This window comes from Mycobacterium sp. 141 (assembly GCF_000382405.1).
GTDB lineage: Bacteria > Actinomycetota > Actinomycetes > Mycobacteriales > Mycobacteriaceae > Mycobacterium.
On sequence record NZ_KB908260.1, the window covers coordinates 165,913 to 191,425 of the forward strand.

General features: G+C 65.7%; 23 protein-coding genes. 12 read left to right on the forward strand and 11 right to left on the reverse strand.

Going from position 1 to position 25,513, the window contains the following annotated elements:
* Window positions 1-194: 194 nt before the first annotated feature.
* A complete protein-coding gene (locus tag H276_RS0111290; RefSeq protein ID WP_231376656.1) occupies window positions 195-548 on the forward strand; it encodes an STAS domain-containing protein in 354 nt (117 codons plus the stop codon).
* A 161-nt stretch (window positions 549-709) separates the two neighbouring features.
* The gene (locus H276_RS0111295; RefSeq protein ID WP_019971419.1) at window positions 710-907 is read left to right on the forward strand and encodes a hypothetical protein; all 198 of its coding nucleotides are present in this window, start codon (window positions 710-712) and stop codon (window positions 905-907) included.
* 36 nt (window positions 908-943) lie between these two features.
* Here the strand turns inward: H276_RS0111295 and H276_RS0111300 are convergent, their stop codons facing one another.
* From H276_RS0111300 to usfY, 3 genes are read right to left on the reverse strand one after another with little or no spacing between them, the layout of a single operon-like run.
* Entirely contained in the window at window positions 944-2,179 is a 1,236-nt protein-coding gene (locus tag H276_RS0111300) for a glycosyltransferase (protein WP_019971420.1), read from the reverse strand.
* Between the two features lie 20 nt (window positions 2,180-2,199).
* A complete protein-coding gene (locus H276_RS0111305) occupies window positions 2,200-3,171 on the reverse strand; it encodes a glycosyltransferase (RefSeq protein WP_019971421.1) in 972 nt (323 codons plus the stop codon).
* A 52-nt stretch (window positions 3,172-3,223) separates the two neighbouring features.
* Window positions 3,224-3,535 carry a protein UsfY gene (gene usfY / locus H276_RS0111310; RefSeq protein WP_155943047.1) on the reverse strand — a complete coding sequence of 104 codons (312 nt, stop codon included), beginning with the start codon at window positions 3,533-3,535 and terminating at the stop codon, window positions 3,224-3,226.
* A gap of 193 nt (window positions 3,536-3,728) precedes the next feature.
* On the opposite strand from usfY, the gene H276_RS0111315 reads away from it, so the two are divergent.
* Window positions 3,729-4,748, forward strand: coding sequence for an iron-containing redox enzyme family protein (locus H276_RS0111315; RefSeq protein ID WP_026356862.1), 1,020 nt, complete (start codon window positions 3,729-3,731; stop codon window positions 4,746-4,748).
* Here H276_RS0111315 and H276_RS24055 read toward each other — a convergent pair.
* Entirely contained in the window at window positions 4,728-4,931 is a 204-nt protein-coding gene (locus H276_RS24055; RefSeq protein ID WP_081625445.1) for a CDGSH iron-sulfur domain-containing protein, read from the reverse strand. The genes H276_RS0111315 and H276_RS24055 overlap by 21 nt on opposite strands.
* Window positions 4,928-5,596, reverse strand: a complete 669-nt coding sequence (locus H276_RS0111320; protein WP_019971424.1) for a HemK2/MTQ2 family protein methyltransferase — start codon at window positions 5,594-5,596, stop codon at window positions 4,928-4,930. The genes H276_RS24055 and H276_RS0111320 overlap by 4 nt, the downstream gene beginning before the upstream one ends.
* A gap of 212 nt (window positions 5,597-5,808) precedes the next feature.
* Here H276_RS0111320 and H276_RS0111325 point away from each other — a divergent pair, with 212 nt between their 5' ends.
* Complete coding sequence (locus H276_RS0111325; RefSeq protein WP_019971425.1) at window positions 5,809-6,051, forward strand: CsbD family protein; 243 nt, start codon at window positions 5,809-5,811, stop codon at window positions 6,049-6,051.
* A gap of 30 nt (window positions 6,052-6,081) precedes the next feature.
* A complete protein-coding gene (locus H276_RS0111330; protein ID WP_019971426.1) occupies window positions 6,082-6,633 on the forward strand; it encodes a restriction endonuclease in 552 nt (183 codons plus the stop codon).
* 37 nt (window positions 6,634-6,670) lie between these two features.
* Here H276_RS0111330 and lat read toward each other — a convergent pair whose 3' ends face one another.
* Together lat and H276_RS0111340 are read right to left on the reverse strand one after the other, a co-directional pair.
* Window positions 6,671-8,035 carry an L-lysine 6-transaminase gene (gene lat, locus H276_RS0111335; protein WP_019971427.1) on the reverse strand — a complete coding sequence of 455 codons (1,365 nt, stop codon included), beginning with the start codon at window positions 8,033-8,035 and terminating at the stop codon, window positions 6,671-6,673.
* Between the two features lie 52 nt (window positions 8,036-8,087).
* The gene (locus H276_RS0111340) at window positions 8,088-8,552 is read right to left on the reverse strand and encodes an Lrp/AsnC family transcriptional regulator (RefSeq protein WP_019971428.1); all 465 of its coding nucleotides are present in this window, start codon (window positions 8,550-8,552) and stop codon (window positions 8,088-8,090) included.
* A gap of 59 nt (window positions 8,553-8,611) precedes the next feature.
* On the opposite strand from H276_RS0111340, the gene H276_RS0111345 reads away from it, so the two are divergent.
* On the forward strand, window positions 8,612-10,216 hold the full coding sequence (locus tag H276_RS0111345; protein ID WP_019971429.1) for an aldehyde dehydrogenase family protein: 1,605 nt from the start codon (window positions 8,612-8,614) through the stop codon (window positions 10,214-10,216).
* 85 nt (window positions 10,217-10,301) lie between these two features.
* A complete protein-coding gene (locus H276_RS0111350; RefSeq protein ID WP_019971430.1) occupies window positions 10,302-11,111 on the forward strand; it encodes an SDR family oxidoreductase in 810 nt (269 codons plus the stop codon).
* Window positions 11,112-11,118: 7 nt separating this feature from the next.
* On the opposite strand, the gene H276_RS0111355 is transcribed toward H276_RS0111350, so the two are convergent.
* Both H276_RS0111355 and H276_RS0111360 read right to left on the reverse strand, forming a co-directional pair.
* The gene (locus H276_RS0111355) at window positions 11,119-12,555 is read right to left on the reverse strand and encodes a lipase maturation factor family protein (RefSeq protein ID WP_019971431.1); all 1,437 of its coding nucleotides are present in this window, start codon (window positions 12,553-12,555) and stop codon (window positions 11,119-11,121) included.
* 69 nt (window positions 12,556-12,624) lie between these two features.
* Entirely contained in the window at window positions 12,625-13,989 is a 1,365-nt protein-coding gene (locus H276_RS0111360) for a cytochrome P450 (RefSeq protein WP_019971432.1), read from the reverse strand.
* A gap of 83 nt (window positions 13,990-14,072) precedes the next feature.
* Between H276_RS0111360 and H276_RS0111365 the strand changes: the two genes are divergently transcribed.
* The 5 genes from H276_RS0111365 (at window position 14,073) to H276_RS0111385 (ending at window position 23,154) form a co-directional block, all read left to right on the forward strand.
* Entirely contained in the window at window positions 14,073-14,717 is a 645-nt protein-coding gene (locus H276_RS0111365) for a TetR/AcrR family transcriptional regulator (RefSeq protein WP_019971433.1), read from the forward strand.
* 36 nt (window positions 14,718-14,753) lie between these two features.
* The gene (locus H276_RS0111370) at window positions 14,754-19,277 is read left to right on the forward strand and encodes an ATP-dependent helicase (protein ID WP_019971434.1); all 4,524 of its coding nucleotides are present in this window, start codon (window positions 14,754-14,756) and stop codon (window positions 19,275-19,277) included.
* Window positions 19,278-19,308: 31 nt separating this feature from the next.
* Entirely contained in the window at window positions 19,309-20,064 is a 756-nt protein-coding gene (nei2, locus tag H276_RS0111375; protein ID WP_019971435.1) for an endonuclease VIII Nei2, read from the forward strand.
* A 121-nt stretch (window positions 20,065-20,185) separates the two neighbouring features.
* Window positions 20,186-22,540, forward strand: coding sequence for an amino acid permease (locus H276_RS22875; RefSeq protein ID WP_019971436.1), 2,355 nt, complete (start codon window positions 20,186-20,188; stop codon window positions 22,538-22,540).
* Between the two features lie 53 nt (window positions 22,541-22,593).
* Window positions 22,594-23,154: a GNAT family N-acetyltransferase gene (locus tag H276_RS0111385; RefSeq protein WP_019971437.1), complete on the forward strand. Its 561-nt coding sequence runs from the start codon at window positions 22,594-22,596 to the stop codon at window positions 23,152-23,154.
* Between the two features lie 12 nt (window positions 23,155-23,166).
* Here the strand turns inward: H276_RS0111385 and H276_RS0111390 are convergent, their stop codons facing one another.
* Together H276_RS0111390 and H276_RS0111395 are read right to left on the reverse strand one after the other, a co-directional pair.
* Complete coding sequence (locus H276_RS0111390) at window positions 23,167-24,378, reverse strand: acyl-CoA desaturase (RefSeq protein WP_019971438.1); 1,212 nt, start codon at window positions 24,376-24,378, stop codon at window positions 23,167-23,169.
* Between the two features lie 16 nt (window positions 24,379-24,394).
* Complete coding sequence (locus H276_RS0111395; protein WP_026356865.1) at window positions 24,395-25,468, reverse strand: ferredoxin reductase; 1,074 nt, start codon at window positions 25,466-25,468, stop codon at window positions 24,395-24,397.
* Window positions 25,469-25,513: the final 45 nt, after the last annotated feature.

Sequence of the window (25,513 nt, forward strand, 5' to 3'; positions counted from 1 at the left end):
TGCAAGACTCCCTGTACCCATTGCTTTGAAAAACCAGAGCTCGTTTGCGTGCCATACAAGAATCGACTATTTCGATTGATGGAGGCAACGTGTCTGTTGTCAACGTGCCGCTTACTGCCGGAAAACAGTACAGTCTTCGCGGTGACCAAACCGCAGGCTTCAGCACTCACTGGGCCCGGTCGTGCACTGCAGTGGTGACCGCGTACGGCGAACTCGACGCGGCCAACGCCCGCCAATTCGCGGAGTACGCGGTGGGCCATATCAGCCATAGCAAAGAGCTCATCCTCGATCTCATGGCCGTCGGGTTTTTCGCGATCTCCTGCTTCCCGGCGCTGCACAACCTGAACATGCGCTGCGGACGTGAAGGTGTCGGCTGGGTACTGATACCCAGCCCCGCCGTTGCCCGAGTGCTCCGCGTTTGCGACCTCGATGGGCAGCTGCCCATCGAGGCGACCGTCGCGACGGCATTGTCGGCACTGCGAAGCCGGCGGATCACCGGCTCGATCACCGCCGCGGAAGCTTCGCCAGATGCCTTCTTTGCCGTGTGACGAGTCGGCGCCCGGTCAGCTCGTGCTCGAATATGCCTGTGCCGCAGCGTAGTCGGCGGACGCGGGCTACACCGACGGCCGTCGCCTGCTGTTCTGCGGGTCCGCAGCGTCGGATGACCGGATGAACACCAGGAGGTGTTGGGACAGGTCGTCGATCCGCGGTGGTGTTCGTACACCCGGCCCGCCCGCTGCCGCCGCTGGCCGGGGTACCGGGACCGCTGGTCGACTACCCATACGCCTCGCGCGCTGTGTCGGCGGAGTTCAGCCGAATCCTCGACGAGGAGACCGGCCTCACAGCCGAGCAGGCCACCGCGATCAACTCCGGCAACGCCAAGAATCTTTTCCTCCGCTTCCAGTGAGCGAGCGCCGCATCTTTGTCTTCCGCTACCAATCCTTCATTGAACAGCGCTCCGAGAGACGACACCAGACATCGTCGGTGATACGTAGACCGCGGGGCCTATTCGGTCGTAGACCCGCAGGGTGTCAGCGGCGATCCGGTTCCATGAGTAGCGTGATCGCGCGCGGTCCCGGCCCGCGGCGCCGAGGCTGCGGCGCAGGAAGTCGTCGCGCAGCAGACTGGAGAGCGTGTCGGCCAACAGATCCGGTCGCTTCGGCGGGACAAGCCGACCCGTGACGTCGTGCACAACCGTATCGAGCATCCCGCCGACAGCCGAGGCGACCACCGGGACACCACACGCCATCGCTTCCAGCGGCACGATGCCGAAGGGCTCATACCACGGCGTGCACGCGACGATATCGGCCGACCGTAACACGGCCGGCATGTCAGCGCGGGCCACTGATCCGCGAAGCTTGACCCGACTGGCGACACCGAGTTCTCGAGCCAGTGCCCGCAACCGGCGTGCTTCCGGATCTGCTTTGAGCCCGACCCGGTCCGGACCGCCCACGATCACCAGTTCCGTGTCGGGAAGACTGGGCAACGCCCGGATCGCGAGATCAAAACCCTTGCGCGGCACGAATCTACCGACGCTGACGATACGGTGCGGCGCACCACGGCGTGACTTAGGTCCTTCGGGGGTGAACAGTTCCAGATCCACGCCGCAGGGCACCACCGAGGTCCGGGACCGCGACCGTCCCAGTCGCATGAGCTCGAACACCTCATCCGTGCACGTCGCTGTCACCCAGGTCGCCCCACGCGCCACCATGGCCTCAAGCTTGAGCCGCTCGGGTGGGCTGGTGTCCAGCTCGCCCTGATGCCTGCGCTTGACCACGCCGAGAACATGGAATGTCTGCACCGCAGGAAGATTCAGATGCCGGGCGGCCAGTTGGCTGGCGACTCCCGACATCCAGAAATGTGCGTGCACGACATCCGGCCGTTGGACCGTCCAGGCGCGGTCGAGAAATCTTGCGAATTCGCCCATGTATTGCAGCAATTCGTCCTTGGGCACGTGTTCAGCCGGACCGGCAGGGACGTGTACGACGGTGTATCCGTGCGGTGTCGTCGTTCGTTGCGGCAGATTCGGGTCGTTTCGTCGGGTGTAGACGACTACCCGATGACCTTGTCGGCTCAACGCCGCGGAAAGCTCGGCCACGTGGACGTTCTGGCCACCGGCATCGGTTCCTCCGAGCGCCGCCAGCGGACTGGCGTGCTCGGAGACCATTGCGATTTTCATTCACATCCTCCTTCGGGAACTCATCGGCAGCACTCGGCGATGACGCGGTCCCAGTCGTTGACGAACCGGTCAAGGGTGAAGTGCGCCAGCGCGTATGCGCGCGCTGCCTTACCCGCAACCGCAGCCGCCGACACGTCGGTCACGAATCCCTGCAGCGCGTAGGCAAGCGTCTTCACATCGGCGCTGACGACGCCGGCCTCGGCGAATACCGTCATCGGCGCCATCGTCGAGCCGATCGCAACGATCGGCATCCCGAGGAACATCGCCTCGATCAGCGAGATGCCCAAGGACGTCCATCGCGCGGTGTGCAGGTACACGCGACGGCGGACAATCTGATGCAGGACATGCGGGTGCGGAACGTCGCCCTTACCGCGCACCGCCGCAAGGGCGCCTTTCCTGTTGAGTTCCCGAGAGCCGATGCCCCACACGTCGATCGGGACCTGGCTGCTGAGCTCGTCGAGGAGATCCGCCCCGACAGTGCGCCAGCGACGCAGCGGTTCGTTGATCATCGTCGCTGCCGCAGCCACATCGCCTGTGTACAGATTGCCGGGATCGGCGATTCCGTGGGTGATCACCCTCGTCGGGGCAACCCCGTTGTCCCACATCAACCTGTTGAACTCGGTGACGTGGACGATCGGGATATCGGTGCGCGTGGCCAGTACGTGTTGACTGTCCGCAGCGTACGGTCGAGGGGCGTTGTGCTCGACATACACCGCCGGTACGTCGACACCGGGACGCCGACCCAGCAACTCGGCGGCCAACTCGATCTCGTGCGGCCGCTGCAGCACGATCAGGTCGATGTCCTGATCTCTTAGTTTGTCTGTCGAAACTTCTTCTGCGCGTGGCCAACTGCGGCCAATAAGGCCCCGGCCATCTGCATCCTTGGCACCGTTGACGGGTACCAGATAGCGGTGCGGGCCTGCGACGAACGACTCCATCCACGAGCCGTGGACATGCCACGCAAGCACTGTGCGCGGGAAGTCTGAATCCATTGGGCGGAAATACCCGGGCAACCGACTCTTAAACGCGCGAAGAGTTTTGGCCTCAGCTGCTCTCGGGTCGGCCGCCCGCGCCGGGGTGGCGGGCGTTCCATTGACGTTCGTTCCGACGCACCCGCCAATGCTCGAGGCCGAACCACCATCCGCTGGCCACGAACAGAAGGGCGGAGATCACGGCCAACCATGTGCCGACATCGCCGTGTGAGGTTCCGAATGCCGCCAGACACGCGAAGAATGACACCACAGCCACAAAGAGCAAGACCAATGCCGGCATGTTGGCCGTGTCTTTCATCGTCTCGCCGGCGTGCGGTCGGGTCGTACGGGCATGATCCACAGGGTCCTTGGCGGTGTTCCCCATCATTGCTCCTCTCGGCTCATCGGTCGGCGGATGCCGATCCACCGACCATCCACGTCCGCGTTTTCCCGGGATTCGGCAGGTTCAAACGCGGCGCTGACGGTTGCCCTTTTCCGCCATCGGGTAGCCGTTCCTGCGAGCAGGAGTCGCCATAGACGTTTTGCAGTGCGTCGGGCGGGGAATACCCCCGGCCGATATGACGACTTTCCCGATTTGTGCGCAGCCCAAGCTACCCGACGCCCGCGGACCTGTTTCAGCCGTGGTCATCGAACTGCTTAACCGATGCACCCCCCACGCTCACCTCGAGCCGGTCGAAGCACGATTGCACGACTCCGACCCGCTGGGTCTGGACCTGCAACTGGCGCTCTACGTGTGCTACGAACTGCACTACCGGGGTTTCGCGGAGGCCGACCCGGCCTGGGAATGGAACGCCGGTCTGCTGCATTTGCGTTCGCGATTGGAACGCGTGTTCCTTACGGCGCTTCGCCGCGAGATTGGGACGGTGGAACCGGCCGCGACCCCGGCCGACGAGATGGACCGACTGTCGGTCGAACCCGTCGACGGCACCGGCCCCAGCTACCACCTGCGGGATCACGGCACGTGGCAGCAGATGCGCGAGTACTTCGCGCACCGATCGGTGTACCACCTCAAGGAAGGCGACCCGCACGCCTGGTTGATTCCCAGACTCGCCGGGCAGGCGAAGGCCTCGTTCGTCGCCATCGAGTTCGACGAGTTCGGCGCGGGCTCGGGAAGTCAAGTGCACCAACAGTTGTTCGCCGACCTCATGCTGGCCGCTGGACTCGACAACAGCTATCTCGGGTACATCGGTGCCGTGCCCGCGGAATCCTTGCTCACGGTCACTCTGATGTCGCTGTTCGGACTGCACCGTCGTCTCCGCGGCGCGGCGGTAGGACATTTCGCGGCGACGGAGATCACATCCTCCCCGGGCTCACAGCGAATGGTGGCCGCGCTGCAACGGATGTCGGCGCCGAACGCATGCGTCAAGTTCTACCGCGAGCATGTCGAGGCAGACGCGGTCCACGAACAGGTGGTCCGCACCGAGGTGATCAATAGCCTCCTGTCGGCCGAGCCTGCGCTGGCTGCTGACGTGGTGTTCGGTATCCGTGCCTGGGAAGTCGTGGAAAACCGGCTCGCCGACTGGATGATGAAATGCTGGAAATCCGAGCGCAGCTCGTTACTTCGCCCGCTTGACTGATCGTCTGGCCTTGCGGTGGCTGGTATCGCACAGTGGATAGTTCTTCGACCGGCGGCAGGCGCAGATGGCCACCATGAATCGTGACGATTCAACAATGCGCCCATCCGGCGTCTCGATCCGCACCGGCCCCTCGACCAATATCGGTCCACCCGCCACCACCCGAACAACTCGGCACTCGCTCATCGCTTGTCCGCCCTGATCACCACCAGTAGCTCATGACGACGCCCCGGGCTGAGCCGGCCCGAAGCTTCGAGACCGGAGGCGTGTGCCGACAATACCGGGCCGAATGGAATCGCCTGTACAGCAATTATTTTCGTTTTCATACCCAACCCGCGAAGCAATGTCACCGACTCGGTGATACCCGAGAATTCCGACTGGACAAGCAGCAGCGTTCCACCGTCGGTCAGCATGCGCGGCGCCGCCGCACACAGCGGATCGAGAACAAGGCGGCCGTCCGCACCACCATTCCAGGCGGCCATCGGCCCGGACCACGGCGGGACCGAGCTGGTGTCGACGTCGACGCCAGAGGGGACGTAGGGCGGATTACACACCACGATGTCGAACGGTTCGCATTCCAACGCCTGCGTCCAGGAGCCGAGCTTGACGTGAACATCCGCGCCGGCAGCCAAGGCATTCCTGCGAGCGCATCGGACGGCGTTGGGGCAGATGTCGAATGCCGTAACGGAAGTCGCTCCCAGTTGGGCGGCCGCGACCGCCACGACTCCACTTCCGGTACCGAGATCCGCAACGCGCCGGCGCTGCAGCGGACCGCTGCGAGCCAGCACGTCGATCAGCAGCTGAGAATCCTGCTGCGGCGGATACACACCGTCGACGGCAAAGGCTGTCATCTCATTCCTTTCGCGGGGCACTACCTCCGGTACCCGCGCAGCACAGGGTGTAAACCCCAAAGCCCTCAGATTGCCCCTCTGGTAACCGTTTTGGCAGAATTGCGCAAGAGTTGACTACGGTTTCAGGTTTCGCAACGAGAGCATCGGGAATACGGGTCGGACACGCAACGGTGCGTGTAGTGACCAATCCACTCCAGTAGCGGAAGGTAAGTATGACCGAGAAGAAGTCAGGTCCCGAGGAAGCAGTCAAGGGCATCGTCGAAGACGCGAAGGGCAAGGCAAAGGAAGCCATCGGCACGGTAACCGGGCGCGAAGACCTGGTCCGTGAGGGTAAGGCCCAGCAGGACAAGGCCGATGCTCAACAGGATGTCGCCAAGAAGGAGGCAGAGGCCGATTCCGCACGCGCACGGGCCAAAGCGGCCGAACAGCGTGAGCAGGCCCACCAGCGGCCCTAAATGTCGGTGCCGACGTCTAGCGTTCGTTGCGTGACGCGGCTGAGTTTCAAGCTCTATCTGACGGCAGGTGTGGCGTGCGGCGCCGCACTACACCTGAACGGCAGTAGCCCGGCGGTCAGTCTCGGAGCCGGAGTATGCGTGGCGGTCGCGCTCTTGATAGCGCCCCGCTTTCTGCTCGGGGCCCTGGCAGGAATCACTACCCCCGGTTCGCACGAGAACAAGACTACGGAGATGACTGGACTGGAGTTCGAGGACTATGTGGCGCGCATCGCCCGGTCCTGCGGTGTGCCGGTCATCATGACTCCCCTCAGTGGGGATTGGGGTGTCGACCTGATCGTCGGGCACCGGCCCAATCGTCTTGCCGTTCAGTGCAAGCGGCAAGGCCGCCCGGTCGGGGCGGGTGCAGTCCAGGAAGTGGTCGCCGGCGCACCGATGCAGGACTGCGCCAAGACCATGGTGGTGACCAACCACGAGTTCACTCCTGCCGCACGCAAACTCGCCGAGTTGCACGGCTGCGAGCTTGTCGGGGGTGCGGATCTCCCTCGGTTGAAATCAGTGATCCGGCGGGCCGTCACGCAATAGCGTTCCGGTGTCGGTCGACGAGTTCGTCGCGATGCGTTTAACGAATCGCGGCGCGCACGGCGTCAACGGCGGCGTCGATTTCGCTGCGGGATACCGTCAATGCCGGCCGGAACCGGACGCTGTGAGTACCGCTGGGCAGCATGACGACGTGCCGATCCCACAGTCGACGGATCAGCGCATCACGCTCGGCGGGAGTCGGCAAGCTGAAAGCACACATCAGTCCACGCCCGCGGGGATCGAGCACCAGCTCCGGGAATTCATGTGCCAACTGCTGCAACCCGCCGAGCAGATACCGACCGGTCGACGCCGCATTGTCCAGCAACCGGTCGCCCTCGAGGACCTCCAGGATGCGCCGCGACCGAACCATGTCGACCAGGTTGCCTCCCCATGTGGAGTTGATCCGGGAGCTGACGGTGAACACGTTGTCGGCAACCTCGTCGATCCGGGTTATATACCGCTCCGCGCGTGCGCCGGTTCCATACCGCTCCCCACCCGTGTGGCCGCCCGCCATCACGCCACACACCTGCGTTTTCTTGCCAAACGCCACCACATCGGGCGTCACACCCAATTGCTGGTAGGCCCAAGCGGTTCCGGTGATCCCGCACCCGGTCTGCACCTCGTCGAAGACGAGCAGCGCGTCGAACTCGTCGCACAGGTCCCGCATCGCGGCGAAGAACTGCGGCCGGAAGTGCCGGTCACCGCCCTCACCCTGGATCGGCTCGGCCAGGAAACAGGCGATATCGTGCGGATCGGCCTCGAAAGCCGCCCTGGCCTGACGCAACGATTCGGCTTCCACCTCGGCCATGTCGGCCCCCGGCCTGATATAGGGAGCGTCGATACGCGGCCAATCGAACTTCGGGAAGCGGGCCACCTTGTTCGGGTCGGTGTTGGTCAGCGACAGTGTGTAGCCGCTGCGGCCGTGGAAGGCCCCGCGCAGATGTAAGACCTTGGTGCCCAATGCCGGATCGATCCCGCGCGCTTCGTTGTGCCGGCTCTTCCAGTCGAATGCCACCTTGAGGGCGTTCTCGACGGCAAGTGCGCCGCCATCGACGAAGAACAGATGCGGCAATGCGGGATCGCCGAGGACCCTGCGGAAGGTGTCGACGAAACGTGCCATCGGGACGCTGTAGATGTCGGAGTTGCTCGGCTTGTTCATCGCGGCCTGCAGCAACTCCGCACGGAACTTCGGATCGTCGGCCAGAGCCGGATGGTTCATCCCCAGCGCCGAGGACGCGAAGAACGTGAACATGTCCAGGTACCGCTCACCGGTGGCGGCGTCCACCAGATACGAGCCTGCCGAACGGTCCAGATCGAGCACAAAATCGTAGCCGTCGGTCAGGATGCTGCGAGCCAGCACCTCGCGCACACGGCCGGGAGTGATGAGTGTAAACACAGCGGTCATGACACCAGCTTATCGTGCTTTTTACGTCTATGCTTATTGACAACCGTAATAGTTACGGGATGAAGTTCCTTCCGGTGTAAAATGTCTGCAAGATGACGGTGCTACGGGTGCGTACATTGGCCGCGGTCCTGATGCGTTGCAGCAAGTCCTCCAGCGCGCGCGCTGACGCGACCCGCACCTGCAGGACGTAACTCTCGTCACCGGCCACCGAATGACACGATTCGATTTCGGGGATGCTCTCCAACCGAGCAGGCGCATCATCGGGTTGAGACGGATCGAGAGGAGTGATGGCCACGAACGCCGACAGCATGTTGCCCAACGCCTCGGGATTGAGCCGCGCCGAATATCCGGTCACCACGCCACGCGCCTCCAACCGGCGCACCCGGGCTTGTACCGCCGACACCGACAACCCCGCCGCCGCGGCCAGGTGTGCCAATGTGGCCCGGCCGTCGGCCACGAGTTCACGTACCAAGACCCGGTCGATGCCGTCCAGCGGTTGCTCGTCCGGTTCACCCATGGCCCGAACTGTAACCCCTTGACCCCGCTCTCATTCCGAGCAGATCAGAAAGGCGCACGATGACCACGACCGAACGGACCCACTTGCCCACCGCCGATGACCTGCGCCGTCAGGTGCGTCAAGCCTTCGAGGCCGTCGGCGCGGCAGTCACGCTCGGCCCGCCCGACGCACACCCGGCCGGCGTGCCGGCAAGTACGCCCATCACCGGGGACGTGCTGTTCACCATCGCCGAAGACACTCCCGAACGGGCGGATACCGCCATAGGCGAAGCTGCACAGGCATTTTCGGTCTGGCGTACCACCCCCGCGCCGGTACGGGGCGCCCTCGTCGGCCGGCTGGGTGAGTTGCTCGTGGAGCACAAGGACGCATTGGCGACACTGGTCACCATCGAGGCCGGGAAGATCGTCTCGGAGGCCCTGGGCGAGGTGCAGGAGATGATCGACGTCTGCCAGTTCGCCGTCGGGCTGTCGCGGCAGCTCTACGGCCGCACCATCGCCTCCGAACGCCCGGGCCACCGACTCATGGAGACCTGGCACCCACTGGGTGTGGTCGGTGTCATCACCGCCTTCAACTTTCCCGTCGCGGTGTGGGCATGGAACACCGCGGTCGCGCTCGTGTGTGGGGACACCGTGGTGTGGAAACCGTCCGAGCTGACCCCGTTGACCGCCATCGCCTGTCAGGCTCTGATCGAGCGGGCCGCCTCAGATGTCGGAGCCCCGGCATCGGTGAGTCGGCTGTTGCTCGGCGGCCGTGAGCTCGGCGAGCATCTGGTCGACGACCCTCGCGTGGCGCTGGTGAGTGCGACTGGCTCGGTGCGGATGGGTCGGGAGGTCGGGCCGCGGGTGGCGGCCCGGTTCGGCAAAGTCCTACTCGAGCTCGGTGGCAACAACGGGGCGGTGGTCGCTCCGTCGGCCGACCTCGATCTGGCGGTACGCGCGATCGTCTTCTCCGCCGCAGGTACTGCGGGGCAGCGCTGCACCACGCTTCGCCGGCTGATCGTGCACTCGAGCATCGCTGACGAGCTGGTGACGCGGATCGTCGCGGCATATCGCAGCCTGCCCGTCGGCGCCCCGGGAAGTGACGGCACACTCGTCGGGCCGCTCATTCACGCGCGCGCCTACCGCGACATGGTGGGAGCGCTGGACCAGGCCCGAGCCGACGGTGGTGAGGTGTTCGGTGGCGAGCGCCATAACCTCGGTGACTTAGGCGGACGCGAGGAGCAACCAGGCGAGGGCGGACGCGAGGAGCAATCAGGCGAGGGCGCGTTCTACGTGGCGCCCGCGGTGGTACGGATGCCCGCCCAGACGGCCGTGGTACACACCGAGACATTCGCGCCGATCCTCTACGTGCTGACCTACGATTCGCTAGACGAGGCCATTGCACTGAACAATGCAGTGCCGCAGGGTCTTTCATCGGCCATCTTCACCAACGATGTGCGCGAGGCGGAGCGTTTCTTAGCAGCTGACGGCTCCGACTGCGGTATCGCCAACGTCAACATCGGGACGTCCGGGGCCGAGATCGGCGGGGCGTTCGGCGGCGAGAAGCAGACCGGCGGTGGCCGAGAGTCCGGATCGGACGCCTGGAAGGCCTACATGCGGCGCGCCACCAATACCGTCAACTACTCGTCGGAGCTGCCGCTGGCCCAGGGCGTGCACTTCGGCTGACCGGCACTCGGGTCGCCGCCGCCCGGCGACGAGTGCGGCTGCGGCCTCATCATCCGTTCGGCAGAAAGTCCGGTAAACAGATGGGATGCAGATCGAAGACCGGGTAGCGATAGTCACCGGTGCCGGCTCGGGGATCGGCCGGGCCGTGGCGCGGGTGTTGAGCGCGGCGGGCACACGGGTGGTCGTCGGCGATATCGACGAAACGGGTGCCGCAGAAACCGCGAAGCTCGTTCATGATTCCGGCGGCACCGCGGTGGCCATCCGCGCCGATGCCTCGGTCACCGCGGACATCGCGAATCTCGTCGCGTTGGCCGAAGCCGAGTTCGGGCCGGTCGACATCTATATCGCCAACGCCGGGATCATGGGCGCGCCCGGCCTCGGCACCGATGCGAACTGGGACGTCATCCTCGACGTCAACCTGCGGGCGCATATCAGAGCAGCGAACATCGTTGTACCCGAGTGGCTCTCGCGTGGCGAAGGATATTTCGTCTCGGTCGCCTCGGCGGCCGGATTGCTGTCGCAGATCGGCGCGGCCGGGTACGCCGTCACCAAGCACGCGGCGGTCGGGTTCGCCGAGTGGCTGGCCATCACCTACGGCGATGACGGCGTCGGGGTGAGCTGTGTGTGCCCGCTGGGTGTTGATACCCCGCTCCTCGATACGGTGCGTGCGGCGGCCGACCCCGAAACCCACGCCAGCGCCGAAGCCGTGGTGCGGTCCGGCGCGGTGATCACCGCCGAGCAGGTGGCGACGGATATCGTCGATGCGATCCGCGCCGATCGGTTCCTGGTGTTACCGCACCCGGAAGTGCTCGACATGTATCGCCGCAAAGGCAGTGACTACGACCGGTGGATCTCGGGAATGCGCCGCTACCAGAGGACACTTCGCGGTACCTAGCAGGCAGTCATCCACCCGTGGTCTGGTCGTGCGGCGCGCGGCGGGCGACCGGTGGGACATATTCTCCCAGCAGGGTGCGATGCCACCAGATCCCTTCGTGCCTGAGCTCGTGCCGACTGCTGAAGCGGTACCGGTAGACCCGCGCCCGCACATAATTCGGAGGCGATTCGGGAAAAGGATTGCGCCGCAACAGACGAACGGTGCCGGGGTCGTTGTCGAGCAACAGCCGCAGGAAAGCAGGCAACCAGTCCTGCCCGTACGCCGGGGATATCGCGACGAACCACATCAACCAGTCCAGGCGCAGGTGGTATGGGGCGAGCTGCGGCGGCCGGCGGTGCACATCTCCTGGCTTACCTTTGAACTCGTACTCGTGCCAGATCGTGTGCTCGGTCAGTCGGGTGTCTGCAGTGCCTTCGATGACCACCTCGTCGCGAGTGCGGCCGACCACGCCGAACGCCCCGTAGGTGTTCACCAGGTGGTACCGGTTGAAAGACGCGTTCATTCGCTGTCGGCGTGACAGCAGATTGCGCACCGGCCAGTAACTCAGGACGACCACCACCGCCGTGAAGGCGATGATTACGGCGACGAACCAGTACGGTGGATCGGGTAGGGCGGGCGATGCGACCCCGACGAACGAATCCGGGATCACACTGCACGCCAACAGGATCGTCACCCAGTTGAGCCAGGCGAAGTTCCCGGATATCACCAGCCACAGCTGTGTCACCACGACGATGACGGCGGCCACACCCGCCACCGGCTGCGGGGTGAACAACAGGAACGGCACCACCAGCTGCGCGACGTGGTTACCCGCCACCTCGACCCGGTGCAGCGGTTTGGGAAGGTGATGGAAATACCAGCTCAGCGGGCCCGGAATCGGCTGCGTCTCATGGTGGTAATACAGGCAGGTCAGATTGCGCCAGCACCGATCACCGCGGATCTTGATCAGGCCGGCACCGAACTCGACCCGGAACACCAGCCACCGCGCGAGCCACAGCGTCAGCACCGGGGGCGCGATGTCGTCATTGCCCAGGAACGCCACGAGGAACCCGGTTTCGAGCAGCAGCGACTCCCAGCCGAACGAGTACCACGCCTGACCGACGTTCACGATTGACAGGTAGAGCACCCAGATGAGCAACCACACCAGCATGGCCGCCCACAACGGCACCAGATCACCCACACCCACGACCAGCGCTGCCGACAGGAGCGCACCGGCCCAGCATGTCGCCGCGAAAAACCGGTCAGAATAATGGAATTGGAAGATACTCGGTGCTCGACGGAACGGTGTCCGGGCCAGATATCGGGGCACGGGCAGCATCCCCCGCTCACCGATGAGCGCACGAAACTGCCGGGCGGCCGCGATGAATGCGATCAGGTAGATCGCCGCGGTCCCCCGCTGCAACACCTGTCTGGCCAACCAGTATTCCGGTGCGGTGAACCATTCCATGTGAGGGCCTGTCGAGGGGCTCTTTCCATGCTAAGCACCCACCCATCGCGGCGGCAATGGTTGCGCTTGTCAGCGCCGCCGCAGCTCCAGCCGGAAGCCGCGCGGCATCGTCGTGAGCCGTTCCTGGATCTGCAGCCGACAATCCGGGTCGGCGATCAGATCGTAGCGCCGCAGCAGCACGCCGAGCAGCAACACCGCCTCGTGCAATGCGAACTGCCTTCCGATACAGGATCTTTCCCCGGTGCCGAACGGCTTGTACAGGCCTGCCGGCCGCGCGCGGACCCGCTCCGGGAGGAATCGGTCGGGATCGAACCGGTCCGGATCTACCCCCCACCGAGGATCGCGGTGCAGGGTCATCGTCAGCGCAAGCGCCCAGTCGCCTTTACGCATCGGGTGGATGCCGGCCAGCACAGTGTCCACACGGGCGGCCCGGTAGTAGCCCGGAACAGTCGGCTGCAGCCGCAGCGACTCGTCGAGAACGCGTCGCACATATCGCAGTTTTGCGACCTTCTCGAAGTCGGGCCGCTGCTCGTCGCCCCACACCTGGTCGACCTCGGCGCGGGCCCGGGCGCATTCCTCGGGATGTTGCGACAGGAAGTACAGCGCGAACGACAGTGCACCCGAAGTGGTTTCATGCCCGGCCACAAGGAAGTTGATCAACTGGTAGCGGATATTGGCGGCATCGAGATCCGACGCCAGCATGATCGCCAGCAGGTCGTCGTGACCCGATGAGGCGCTGGCGCGACGCTTGGCGACGATGTCGTCAGCCAGGGCGTGCAAGTACGCCGCGTCGCGGCGGACCCGTCGCTCATAGCGCCTGGCGACGAATCCGGGCAGGAATGTCTTCCGCAACACCCCGAGCCGGTCGGAACCCCGTAGAGCAGACACCATGTGTTCGACGAACGGGTGGGTCTGCTCGGAGCCGAAACAACCAAATGAGTAGCCCGCCGCGCACCGGCCGATGGTTTCCAAGGTCACCCGGGTGGTGTCTGCCGAGACGTCCGTCGGATCCCGGCTGTCCCAGCGATCGGTGAGTTCCCCTGCGACGTCGAGCATGACCCCGTGGTAGCGGCGCATGGCGGCCTGGCTGAACGCCGGCATCAGTAGTTGATGCGCCTTGAGCCAGTTCGGTTCATCGTTGTACGCCGTGAACAGACCGTCACCGGCGATGATGCGCAGCGCCTCGATATCGGGGCCGATGTGCTTGGCGAACCGGGTCTCGTCATTGAGGTCCATGACGGCGTCGGCCCCTGCCGCGATGACGTATTGCGCACCAAGGAAACGGAATTCGAGAACCGGCCCGAGTTCGGCCAGCGCGGCCGCGGACTGCGATGGTGCATCGGCATCCAGGCCGAGCACGTCACCTAGGACCGGGACGCGCCGCGGCGGGTGGGGCAGCTTCGGGTACACACGCCGGTGGTCCAGGGCGGTCACGTGTCCAGCCTCCGCCACTGTTATACATGCGTCAAGTAGTACGCCTGGAGCTTCTGACCGGCCGTCGAAGTTAAGCTGACCGGGTGGGTGCCGAGACGAGACGACGGCTATCCCCCGCCGACCGCCGTAGTGAGCTGTTGACGTTGGGAGCCGAGGTGTTCGGTCAGCTGCCCTACGACCAGGTCCGCATCGACGAGATCGCCGAGCGTGCCGGAGTGTCCCGCGCCCTGATGTACCACTACTTCCCGGACAAACGGGCATTCTTCGCCGCCGTGGTGCGGGCTGAGGGCGAGCGCCTGTTCGCCGCCACCAACACTCCGACCGAACCCGGTCAGAACCTGTTCGGCCAACTGCGGGCCGGCGTCATGGCGTACCTGCAGTACGACGAGGAGCATCCGCACGGTGCCTGGGCGGCCTACCTGGGCATGGGACGCACCGACCCGGTGCTACGCGGCATCGACGACGACCGGCAGGCCGACCGGATCATGAGCCGTATCGGCGAGGCGGCGGCCCAACCGTTGGACGCCAAACTGGAGCGGGATGTGCGTGCCATCGTCTACGGCTGGCTGGCGTTCACGCTCGAGATGTGCCGTCAGCGCCTCGCCGACCCGTCGATCGACGCCGGATTCGTCGCCGACACCTGTGCCCATGCCCTGCTCGACGCGGTGGGACGGGTGCCCGGCCTGCCCGCCGGGTTGGCGTCCGCAGCCTCTCCCGAATACCGCTGACGGCTAGTTGTCGGTGCGGCGCGGCAGTATGGGTGGATGGCCCCGCCCGATCCGCTGACCCGGTTCAGCCCGCTGACCCGGGAGTGGTTTGCGACGGCGTTTCCGGCGCCGACGGCCGCGCAGGCACAGGCCTGGCTTGCCATCGCCGAGGGCAACAACACCCTGGTCATTGCACCGACGGGATCGGGCAAGACGTTGGCGGCCTTTCTGTGGGCGATCGACCGGCTGGCCTTCGAGCAACAGACCGCCGCCACAGGCCCCGGTACCCGGGTGCTCTACGTGTCCCCGCTCAAGGCCTTGGCCGTCGACGTCGAGCGCAACCTGCGCACGCCGTTGACCGGGATCACCCGCGTCGCAGAACGCCAGGGCCTGCCCGCGCCGTCGATCAGCGTCGGCCTGCGCTCCGGGGACACCCCGCCCAACCAGCGCCGCGCCCTGATCGCCAAACCGCCCGACATCCTGATCACCACCCCCGAGTCACTGTTTCTGATGCTCACCTCGGCGGCGCGGGACACGCTGGCCACCGTGCAGACCGTCATCGTCGACGAGGTGCATGCCGTGGCTGCCACCAAACGCGGTGCGCACCTGGCACTTTCGCTGGAACGGCTGGACCAGTTGTTGGACAGGCCCGCCCAGCGGATCGGGCTCTCGGCGACCGTGCGGCCACCGGAAGAAGTCGCGCGATTCCTGTCCGGTGCGGCCCCGATCACCATCGTCGCTCCCCCGGCCAGCAAGACCTTCGACCTGACGGTGCAGGTCCCGGTGCCGGATATGGCTCATCTGGACAACAACAGCATCTGGCCCGATGTCGAGGAGCGCATCGTCGACCTCATCGAGGCGCACCGCTCCTCGATCGTGTTCGCCAACTCCCGGCGTCTGGCCGAGCGGCTCACCTCGAGGCTCAACGAGATCCACGCCGAACGCACCGGCATCGAACTGCCACTCGACCGCAACCCACAGGTCGGTGGCGGTGCTCCGGCACAGCTGATGGCCAGCGGTCAGGCCAACGGCGCACCCTCACTGTTGGCCCGGGCCCACCACGGATCGGTGAGCAAGGAGCAGCGCGCCCAGGTCGAAGACGATCTCAAGAGCGGGCGGCTGCGCGCCGTGGTCGCGACCTCCAGTCTGGAGCTCGGTATCGACATGGGCGCGGTGGATCTGGTGATCCAGGTGGAGGCGCCGCCGTCGGTGGCCAGCGGCCTGCAGCGCATCGGCCGCGCCGGCCACCAGGTCGGCGAGATCTCCCAAGGAGTGCTGTTCCCGAAACACCGCACCGACCTGATCGGCTGCGCGGTGACGGTCCAGCGGATGCTGGCCGGTGAGATCGAAACCATGCGCGTCCCGGCCAACCCGCTCGATGTGCTGGCCCAGCACACCGTCGCAGCAGCCGCGCTCGAACCACTCGACGCCGAGGGCTGGTTCGACGCGGTGCGGCGCAGCGCGCCGTTCGCCACGCTGCCGCGCAGCGCATTCGAAGCGACGCTGGACCTGCTGTCCGGCAAGTATCCGTCCACCGAGTTCGCGGAGCTGCGGCCCCGGCTGGTCTACGACCGCGACACCGGCACGCTGACGGCCCGCCCCGGCGCCCAGCGGTTGGCGGTGACCTCCGGCGGAGCCATCCCGGATCGCGGACTGTTCACCGTATACCTGGCCACCGATTCCGAAAAGCCTTCCCGCGTAGGTGAACTCGATGAAACGATGGTCTACGAATCGCGTCCCGGCGACGTCATCTCGCTCGGCGCCACCAGTTGGCGCATCACCGAGATCACCCACGACCGCGTGCTGGTCATCCCGGCTCCGGGCCAGCCCGCTCGGCTGCCCTTCTGGCAGGGCGACAGCATGGGCCGCCCGGTCGAACTGGGCGCGGCAGTCGGTGCGTTCACCGGCGAGCTTGCCGCACTCGATCGAGAATCGTTCGACGAACGTTGCCGGGCAATGGGTTTCGACGGATATGCAACGGACAATTTGTATCAGCTGCTGCGCGAGCAGAGGGAGGCCACCGGTATCGTCCCCAGCGCGAGCTCCCTGGTGGTCGAGCGGTTCCGTGACGAGCTGGGCGACTGGCGGGTGATCCTGCACTCGCCGTATGGGTTGCGGGTGCACGGCCCGCTGGCGCTGGCGGTCGGTCGCCGGCTACGCGACCGGTACGGCATCGACGAGAAGCCGACGGCGTCGGACGACGGCATCATCGTGCGGTTACCCGACGGCGGTGAAAGCCCGCCCGGCGCCGATCTTTTCGTCTTCGATGCCGATGAGATCGATTCGATCGTCACCGCCGAGGTGGGCGGGTCGGCACTGTTCGCCTCCCGGTTCCGGGAATGCGCCGCACGGGCCCTGCTGCTGCCGAGACGCCACCCGGGGAAACGGTCGCCACTGTGGCATCAGCGCCAGCGCGCCGCCCAACTCCTCGACATCGCGCGCAAGTACCCCGATTTCCCGATCGTGCTCGAGGCGGTCCGGGAATGTCTGCAGGACGTCTACGACGTGCCGGCGCTGACCGAGCTCATGCGCAAGGTGGCCCAGCGTCGGCTTCGGGTGGTCGAGGTGGAAACCGCCACGCCGTCGCCGTTCGCCGCTTCTCTGCTGTTCGGCTACGTCGGCGCGTTCATGTACGAAGGTGACAGTCCGCTGGCCGAACGCCGCGCCGCTGCCTTGGCACTGGACACCATGCTGCTCTCCGAGCTGCTGGGTCGGGTCGAACTGCGGGAACTGCTCGACCCGGCCGTGATCGCCTCGACCGCCGCTCAGCTACAGCATCTGGCCCCGGATCGGGCCGCACGCGATGCCGAGGGAGTTGCCGACCTGCTGCGGCTGCTCGGCCCGCTCACCGAGGCCGAGATCGCCCAACGCTGCACTGCGGAGGTCGTCGGCGGTTGGCTCGACGGTCTGCACGCCGCCAAGCGGGCACTGCCGGTGAGCTTCGCCGGTCAGGCTTGGTGGGTGGCTGTCGAGGACATCGGTCTGCTTCGCGATGGCATCGGAGTGCCGGTGCCGATCGGTGTGCCCGCCGCGTTCACCGAATCGGTGGCCGATCCGCTCGGCGACCTGCTGGGGCGCTATGCCCGCACCCGCGGCCCGTTCACGACTACCGACGCCGCCGCCCGGTTCGGCCTCGGCCTGCGGGTCACCGCCGACGTACTGGGCCGGATGGCGGTCGACGGCCGCATGGTGCGCGGCGAGTTCGTCACCGACCTGGCCGGTGATCAATGGTGCGACGCCGAGGTGCTGAAAATCCTGCGCCGCCGGTCGCTGGCGGCGCTGCGGGCCCAGGTGGAGCCGGTGTCCACCGCGGCCTACGCGCGGTTCCTGCCGGCCTGGCAGCACGTCGGATCCTCGCACGGCAGCGGTGTCGACGGGTTGGCCGCGGTGATCGACCAACTCGCCGGGGTGCCAATACCCGCCTCGGCCGTGGAGTCGCTGGTGTTCGGCCAACGGGTGCGCGACTACCAGCCCGCCATGCTCGACGAGCTGCTGGCCTCCGGTGAGGTCATATGGTCGGGCGTCGGGCAGATCGGTGGTGGTGACGGGTGGATCGCGTTCCACCAGGCCGAGACTGTGCCGTTGACGCTGTACGCGCCCACCGAGATCGAGTTCACCGATACCCACCGCGCAATCATGGAGACCCTGGGTGGCGGCGGAGCCTACTTCTTTCGACAGCTCGCCGAAGGAGTGCCCGCAGATGAGCTGAAAACTGCTCTGTGGGAACTTATTTGGGCCGGGTGGGTCACCGGGGACACGTTTGCTCCGGTGCGCGCGGTCTTGGCGGGGCTGTCGGGCCCGCGACGCGGTGGCACCCCTGCGCACCGGCAGCGGCAACGCCCGCCGCGGCTGAGCCGCTACAGCGTGGCCCGCCCGCAGGCCCGGCCCGCCGATCCGACCGTGTCCGGGCGGTGGTCGGCCTTGCCCGGCGCGGAACCCGATTCGACGGTGCGGGCGCATTTCCAGGCAGAACTGCTGCTGAATCGGCATGGCGTGCTCACCAAGGGCGCGGTCAACGCCGAGGGTGTGCCGGGCGGCTTCGCCACCCTCTACAAAGTGCTGAGCGCTTTCGAGGAGGCCGGGAGGTGCCAGCGCGGATACTTTGTCGAGTCGCTGGGTGGCGCACAGTTCGCCGCGGCCTCAACCGTCGACCGGTTACGGTCCTACCTGGACAGCGTCGATCCCCAGCGTCCCGAATACCACGCGGTCGTGCTCGCCGCGACAGACCCGGCGAACCCCTATGGGGCCGCGCTCGGCTGGCCTGACGACGGCAGGTCCGGCCACCGGCCCGGCCGCAAGGCCGGCGCACTGGTGGCACTGGTGGACGGACAGCTCGTGTGGTTCCTGGAGCGCGGCGGGAAATCGCTGCTCAGTTTCGGCTCCAACACCGACGCGCAGCGGGCCGCCGCCGCGGCACTGGCCGATCTGGTCAGCTCGGGCCGGGTACCGTCGTTACTGGTGGAACGCGTCAACGGCACCGCCGTGCTCGACCCGGGCATCGACGAGGAACGCAGCGTGGTGCAGGATGCGCTGACCGGAGCGGGCTTCGCCCGGACGCCGCGCGGGCTGCGACTGCGTTAGGCAGTTCGATACTAGAGCGGTTCAATAGGTCATGCCCGAAGGTGACACCGTTTTCCACACCGCCGCGGTGCTGCGCAGCGCACTGGCAGGAAAGACGTTGACGCGCTGCGACATCCGTGTACCGCGTTATGCCGCGGTGGACCTGACCGGCGACGTCGTCGATGAAGTGCTCAGCCGTGGCAAGCATCTGTTCATCCGGGTAGGTGCGGCCAGCATCCACTCACATCTGAAGATGGAAGGCAGCTGGAAGATCGGGTGGACCGGTGGTGGTGCACCACACCGGATTCGGATTGTGCTGGAAACCAACGACAGTCGAGCCACCGGCATCGACCTGGGGGTACTGGAAGTGCTGGATCGGGACCGCGATATGGACGCCGTCGCACACCTCGGACCCGACCTGTTGGGCTCCGACTGGGAGCCCCGCACCGCAGCAGCCAATCTGGCCGCCGACCCGGCCCGGTCGCTGGCGGCGGCCTTGCTCGACCAACGGGTGATGGCCGGTGTCGGCAACGTCTATTGCAATGAACTGTGTTTCGTTTTCGGGCGTCGCCCCACCACACCGGTCGGCACCCTGAAGGACCCGCTGCGGGTCGTGCAGCGCGCCCGGGACATGCTGTGGCTCAATCGGTCCCGCTGGAATCGGACCACCACCGGTGATACCAGGAACGGCCGCCAACTATGGGTGTACGGCCGGGCCGGTGCACCGTGCCGACGCTGCGGCACCCTCATCGAGACCGACAGTGCAGGCGACCGCGTGACGTATTGGTGCCCGAGCTGCCAGGTGTGACAACTCGCTGAGTGGCCACTCGACCGCACAGGCTGCCATGGTGCGATGCACAGCGGATCTTCAGCTACAGCGAAGCCCAAATCCACCCCGAGGTTCGCCACCGGAGGATGAGAATCGGGTCATGGCGATACAGAGCGGCTGGGCCGGGGTGCCCGAGTCGGTCGGCTATGTGCTCAAGCGACTGTTCTTGGGCAAGCCACTGGTCAGTGAGCAGCTGAGTTCCGAGAAGTTATCAAATTCGGTTGCCCTGGGAGTGTTGTCGCCCGACGCCATCTCGTCGAGCGCCTACGGCACCGAGGAGATCTTGATCGAGCTGATGCCGTTCGCCGGGTTGGCCGCTTTCACGCTCTTGTTGCCCATCACCGGAGTGATCCTGGTGATCCTGGTTCTGGTGGCGGCCTCGTATCGCCAGGTGGTGATGGCCTACACGCGTGCCGGCGGCTCGTATGTGGTTGCGCGCGAGAACTTTGGTCCGCGGGTCGCGCAGATCGCCGCGGCCGCCCTGCTGATCGACTATGTGGTGACCGTTGCGGTGCAGGCGGCTGCGGGCACGGTCGCGGTGGCGTCGGCGCTGCGCCTGCTCGGGCCCTACAGCCTCGAGATCACGGTCGGCGTCGTCATCGTCATGTGCTACGCGAACCTGCGCGGGCTGCGCGAAGCCGGCCGACCGTTCGCCATTCCGACCTACTTCTTCATCACCATGATGACGTTGATGATCGTGGTCGGCGTTGCCCGTGCACTCTTCGGTGATCTGCCGACCTACGATCCGCAGCACATGACGGGCCTGGTCGAGATCCATCAGGCCGACGGCCTGGTGATGGGGGCATCGATTCTGGTGCTGCTGCGAGCATTCGCCAACGGTGGATCGTCGTTGACCGGAGTCGAGGCGATCTCCAACACCGTGAGCTTTTTCCGAAAGCCGCAGGGCGCCAACGCACGCAAGGTGCTCACGGTCATGGCCTGCATACTCGCCTTCCTCGTCGGAGGAGTGTCTTACCTCGCCTACGCCACGCATTCGGCGCCGTACGCGGCGGGATATCCGTCGGTGTTGTCCGAGGAGGCACGCGTCGTTTTCGGTGCCGGGCCGATCGGCAGCACCTGCTACGCTCTCCTCCAGATCGCGACCGCGTCGATCCTGTTCACGGGCGCGAACACCAGCTTCAATGGATTCCCGGCGCTGGCCAGCTTCGTTGCCGAAGATCGCTTCCTACCGCGGCAGCTGACCAAGCGGGGACATTGCCTGGTGTTCTCCAACGGGATCATCGTGCTCACCGCGTTGTCCGTCGCGCTGCTCGTTGCCACCGGCGGGTCTGTCAACGCCCTGGTGCCGTTCTACGCGATCGGTGTGTTCACCGGGTTCGCCATGGCCGGCTACGGAATGACGAAACACCATCTGACACAAAGAGAGCGAGGCTGGCGGTACAAGCTCGCGATCAACCTCTCAGCCGCCGTGGTGTCGACCGTCGTCGTCGGGATCTTCGCGGTCGCAAAGTTCACCGAGGGGGCTTGGCTCGTCGTCGTGGTCTTCCCGCTTCTCGTGTGGGTGCTGATGCGGTTGAACCGCGAATACCGGGCCGAGGCCGCGATTCTGGAGAAGCTCCACGCCGATCGGTCGGAGGTGACGAAGTACGCCCGGCACATCGTGTTGGTGTTGGTCAACGCCGTCGATCTCGCGGTGATCGAGGCGCTGCGGTACGGGCGCGGATTGCGTGCCGATCAGTTGACCGCGGTGCACATCATGATCGACGCCGCGCACGCCGAGCAAGTGCGAAAGCGTTGGGAATACTACAGATTCGATATCCCCCTGCGGGTGGTGGATTGCCCCGACCGTCGCCTGACCCGCACCGCTGTGGAGTTGGTGGCCGCCGCCCGGGACCAGTACCACAACGCCAACGTCACCGTCCTGTTGCCCAGGCGGAGCTACGCTCCGCTGCTGGGGCGCTTGCTGCACGACCGGACCGCCGACAGGATCGCCCGCGCCATCAGCCACGTCCCCGACGCGGCGGCCACCATCGTGCCCTATGACGTGCAGTCGCGTATCCGGCAGGCGTTCCCCGACCTGTTCGAGGAACGCATCACCCGCGGAGTCGAAAAGGTTCAAGCCCGCGTCACCCAGGCTGACCAAGAACGCGCCGACGCCTACGAGCATCCGGAGCCGCCACCGATGGCGGTCGCGATCGACGGCCTGATCCCCGGACACCGGGCGATGGTCGAAGGACGCGTGAACGAGGTCGATGACGTCCAGAAGCAGGGCAAGCGGGTCCGCATCGTCGTCATCGGCGACGACACCGGGGAACTGCGGATCACCCTCGGGCGCGGTCACCGCGGCGACGACGTCGAACCCGGCCAACTGGTTCAGGTCACCGGCAAGGCCCGACGATCCGGCAACCAGCCGATCTTCATGACAGACCCGTCCTACCGCATCGTGCAGACGACCGACGGTGGTGTGGGTCCCGGCGGTCATCCAGCCGCATGACCGTCACGCAGCGACACGAACCCATCGATGACCCGTAGCTAGATTGGGACGTTATGGTCAACGCCATCACCGTCCGTCCGGCCGCTTCTGCGGACCTGGACGCGATCGGCGCCATCTACGCCCACCACGTCCAGACCGGGGTAGCCACCTTCGAGCTGACCGCACCGGACCGGGCCGAATGGGACCGTCGGCTGCACACTGTCCGCGAGCGCGAATTGCCGTTTGTTGTTGCAATATTCGACGACACCGTTATCGGCTATGCCTACTGCGCGCCGTGGAAGACGCGACCCGCGTACCACCACACCGTGGAGGACTCGATCTATCTGGCACCTGAAGCCACCGGCCGCGGTGTCGGCGGCATGTTGATGACGGCGCTGCTCGACGGCTGCGCTGCGGCGGGGATCCGTGAGGTCATCGCGGTGATCGTCGACACTGGCGACGCGGCCGCATCGCTGGCACTGCATCGCAAACACGGTTTCGTCGACGCCGGGCGGCTGCGCGCGGTCGGTTTCAAACACGGCCGGTTGCTCGATACCGTGCTGCTGCAGTGCAGTTTGTGCGCGAAACACCATGCGGGCGAAGCCAGTATCCCGGCTCCGCCCGCATGGCAATAAAAGCGTGCGACGTCAGGGCACGAGCACCAGTTCGCGTTCCGCCGTCGCTTCAACAACCTGCTCGGTCACCACGTCCACCACCGACTCGGCGACGGAATCGACCACCTCGGGTTGGGTGTCCTTTCCGCCGCCACCCCACGGGAAGGCCAACCGCACGATCTTGCGGACGACGGTACCGAACTGCTTGTGCAGCGGGCCCGTGTTGTAGGGCAGGCCGTAGCGTTCGCAGATCTCGCGGACCTCGACGGAGATCTCGGCGTGCCGGTGGGCCGGGATGTCGGGGAACAAGTGGTGCTCGATCTGGAAGGACAGGTTGCCGCTGAGGATGTGGAACAGCTTGCCGCCGGTCAGGTTTGCCGAACCGAGCAGCTGCCGGAAGTACCATTGCCCGCGAGACTCGTTCTGAGTTTCCTCGATGGAAAACTCCTGGGTGCCTTCCGGGAAGTGCCCGCAGAAGATGATCATGTAGGACCACACGTTGCGCATGAGGTTCGCGGTCATGTTGCCGGCGAACACAAACGGCGCGAATGGTCCGGCCAGCAGCGGGAAGGCCACATAGTCCTTGAGTGTCTGGCGCTTGGTCTTCGCCCAGATGCCGCGCAGCACATCCTTCTTGTCGGCGATGCTGATCTCGCCGGACCGGATGCGCTCGGTTTCCAGTTCGTGCAATGCCACGCCGTACTGGAAGAACACCATCAGCAAGAAGGCGTAGACCGGATTGCCCAGGTAGTACGGCGACCACTTCTGGTCTTCGCTCATCCGCAGGATGCCGTAACCGATGTCGCGGTCCATGTCGACGATGTTGGTGTAAGTGTGGTGCATGTAGTTGTGCGAGTGCCGCCACTGGTCGGCCGGGCATGCGGTATCCCACTCAAATGCCTTGCTGGAGATGGCCGGATCGCCCATCCAGTCGTACTGGCCGTGCATGACGTTGTGGCCGATTTCCATGTTGTCGAGGATCTTCGCGATGCCCAGCATGGCGGTACCGGCCAACCAGAACGGCGGGAAGATCGAGGCGAACAACAGTGCGCGGCCGCCGACTTCGAGCTTGCGCTGGGTCTTGATGATGTTGCGGATGTAGGTGGCGTCACGCTCACCGAGATCGGCGATCACGCGCTCGCGGATGGCATCGAGTTCGGCGCCGAACGCGTCGGCTTGCTCGGGGGTGAGGCTGTAGATCTTCTTCTCGGGGCGAGCGGAGCGACGGGAAATATTGTCCGACATGACTGTTCCTTTCGGGTCAGAGATCGATGGCGACGTCACCGACCGGGGCGGTAACGCAGATCTGGATGTCTTCGCAGTCGGCGCTGGACACCGCGCCGGTGATGAGGTTGCGCACGGCACCACGGGTCTTGAATCGGGTGCAGCTGTGGCAGATGCCCATGCGGCAACCACTTTCCGGCGTCAGGCCTGCGGCCTCGGCCTGCACCAGCAGCGGTTGGCCGTCGTCTGTCACCGTGATGTTGCTGTTGGTGAAGGAGACGGCACCTCCGGTCGCTTCGGCGGGCACCGCGAACATCGGCGGTACGAAGCTCTCGGATTGCGCATCCGGGCACAGCTCGCGGACAGCGTCGACAAGCGCCGCTGGGCCGCAAACATAGACCGCGTCGGGTGCAGTCCCAGGGAACGCCGCGGCCAGATGCGCGGGTCCGAAATGGCCGTCAAGAGCGGCACCGCCGGTGGTCCGGGTATATCCGCGCAGCACCCGGACACCGCGCATCGCCGCGAGCTCAGACCGGTAGCAGGCCTCGTCGGCCGTGCGCGCGTAATGGACGAAGGCCACCTCACCGGTGAAGCCTTCGGTGTGCAAGGTGCGCAGCATCGACAGCACCGGGGTGATACCGCTGCCGCCGGAGACGAACAGGATGCGCCGGGGCCGTACGGCCGGCATCACGAAGTCGCCGCCGACGGAGTCCAGCCCCAGCACCATGCCCGGGTAGGCGTGGTCGCATAGGTAGGTGGACACCAGACCACCGTCGTGGCGGCCGATGGTCAGCTCGATCGATCCGGCACGCTCGGCGCTGGCGGGCGAATAGCACCGCGTGCGACGCCGCCCGTTGATCTCGACCGACAGGTTGATGTGCTGGCCGGCCCGAAATCCGGTGAACGCGTCGTTCGGTTCCAGGGTCAGCGTCACGCTGCGCGGTGTCTGGCGCCGCACCGCGATTACCTTGGCGCGGGCATCGCCGCGCGTCCAAGTCGGTTCGACCAGCTCGGTGTAGCGATCCACACCGTGCGGCCCGGTAAGCAGGTTCACCAGTGACGAGCTGGACACTCTCCGGCGAACTCCCGCTGTCAGAGTTTGAGTGAACATATGTACACGGTACCGCCGGTAACACGGGGCCTGTCAACGCTAAAA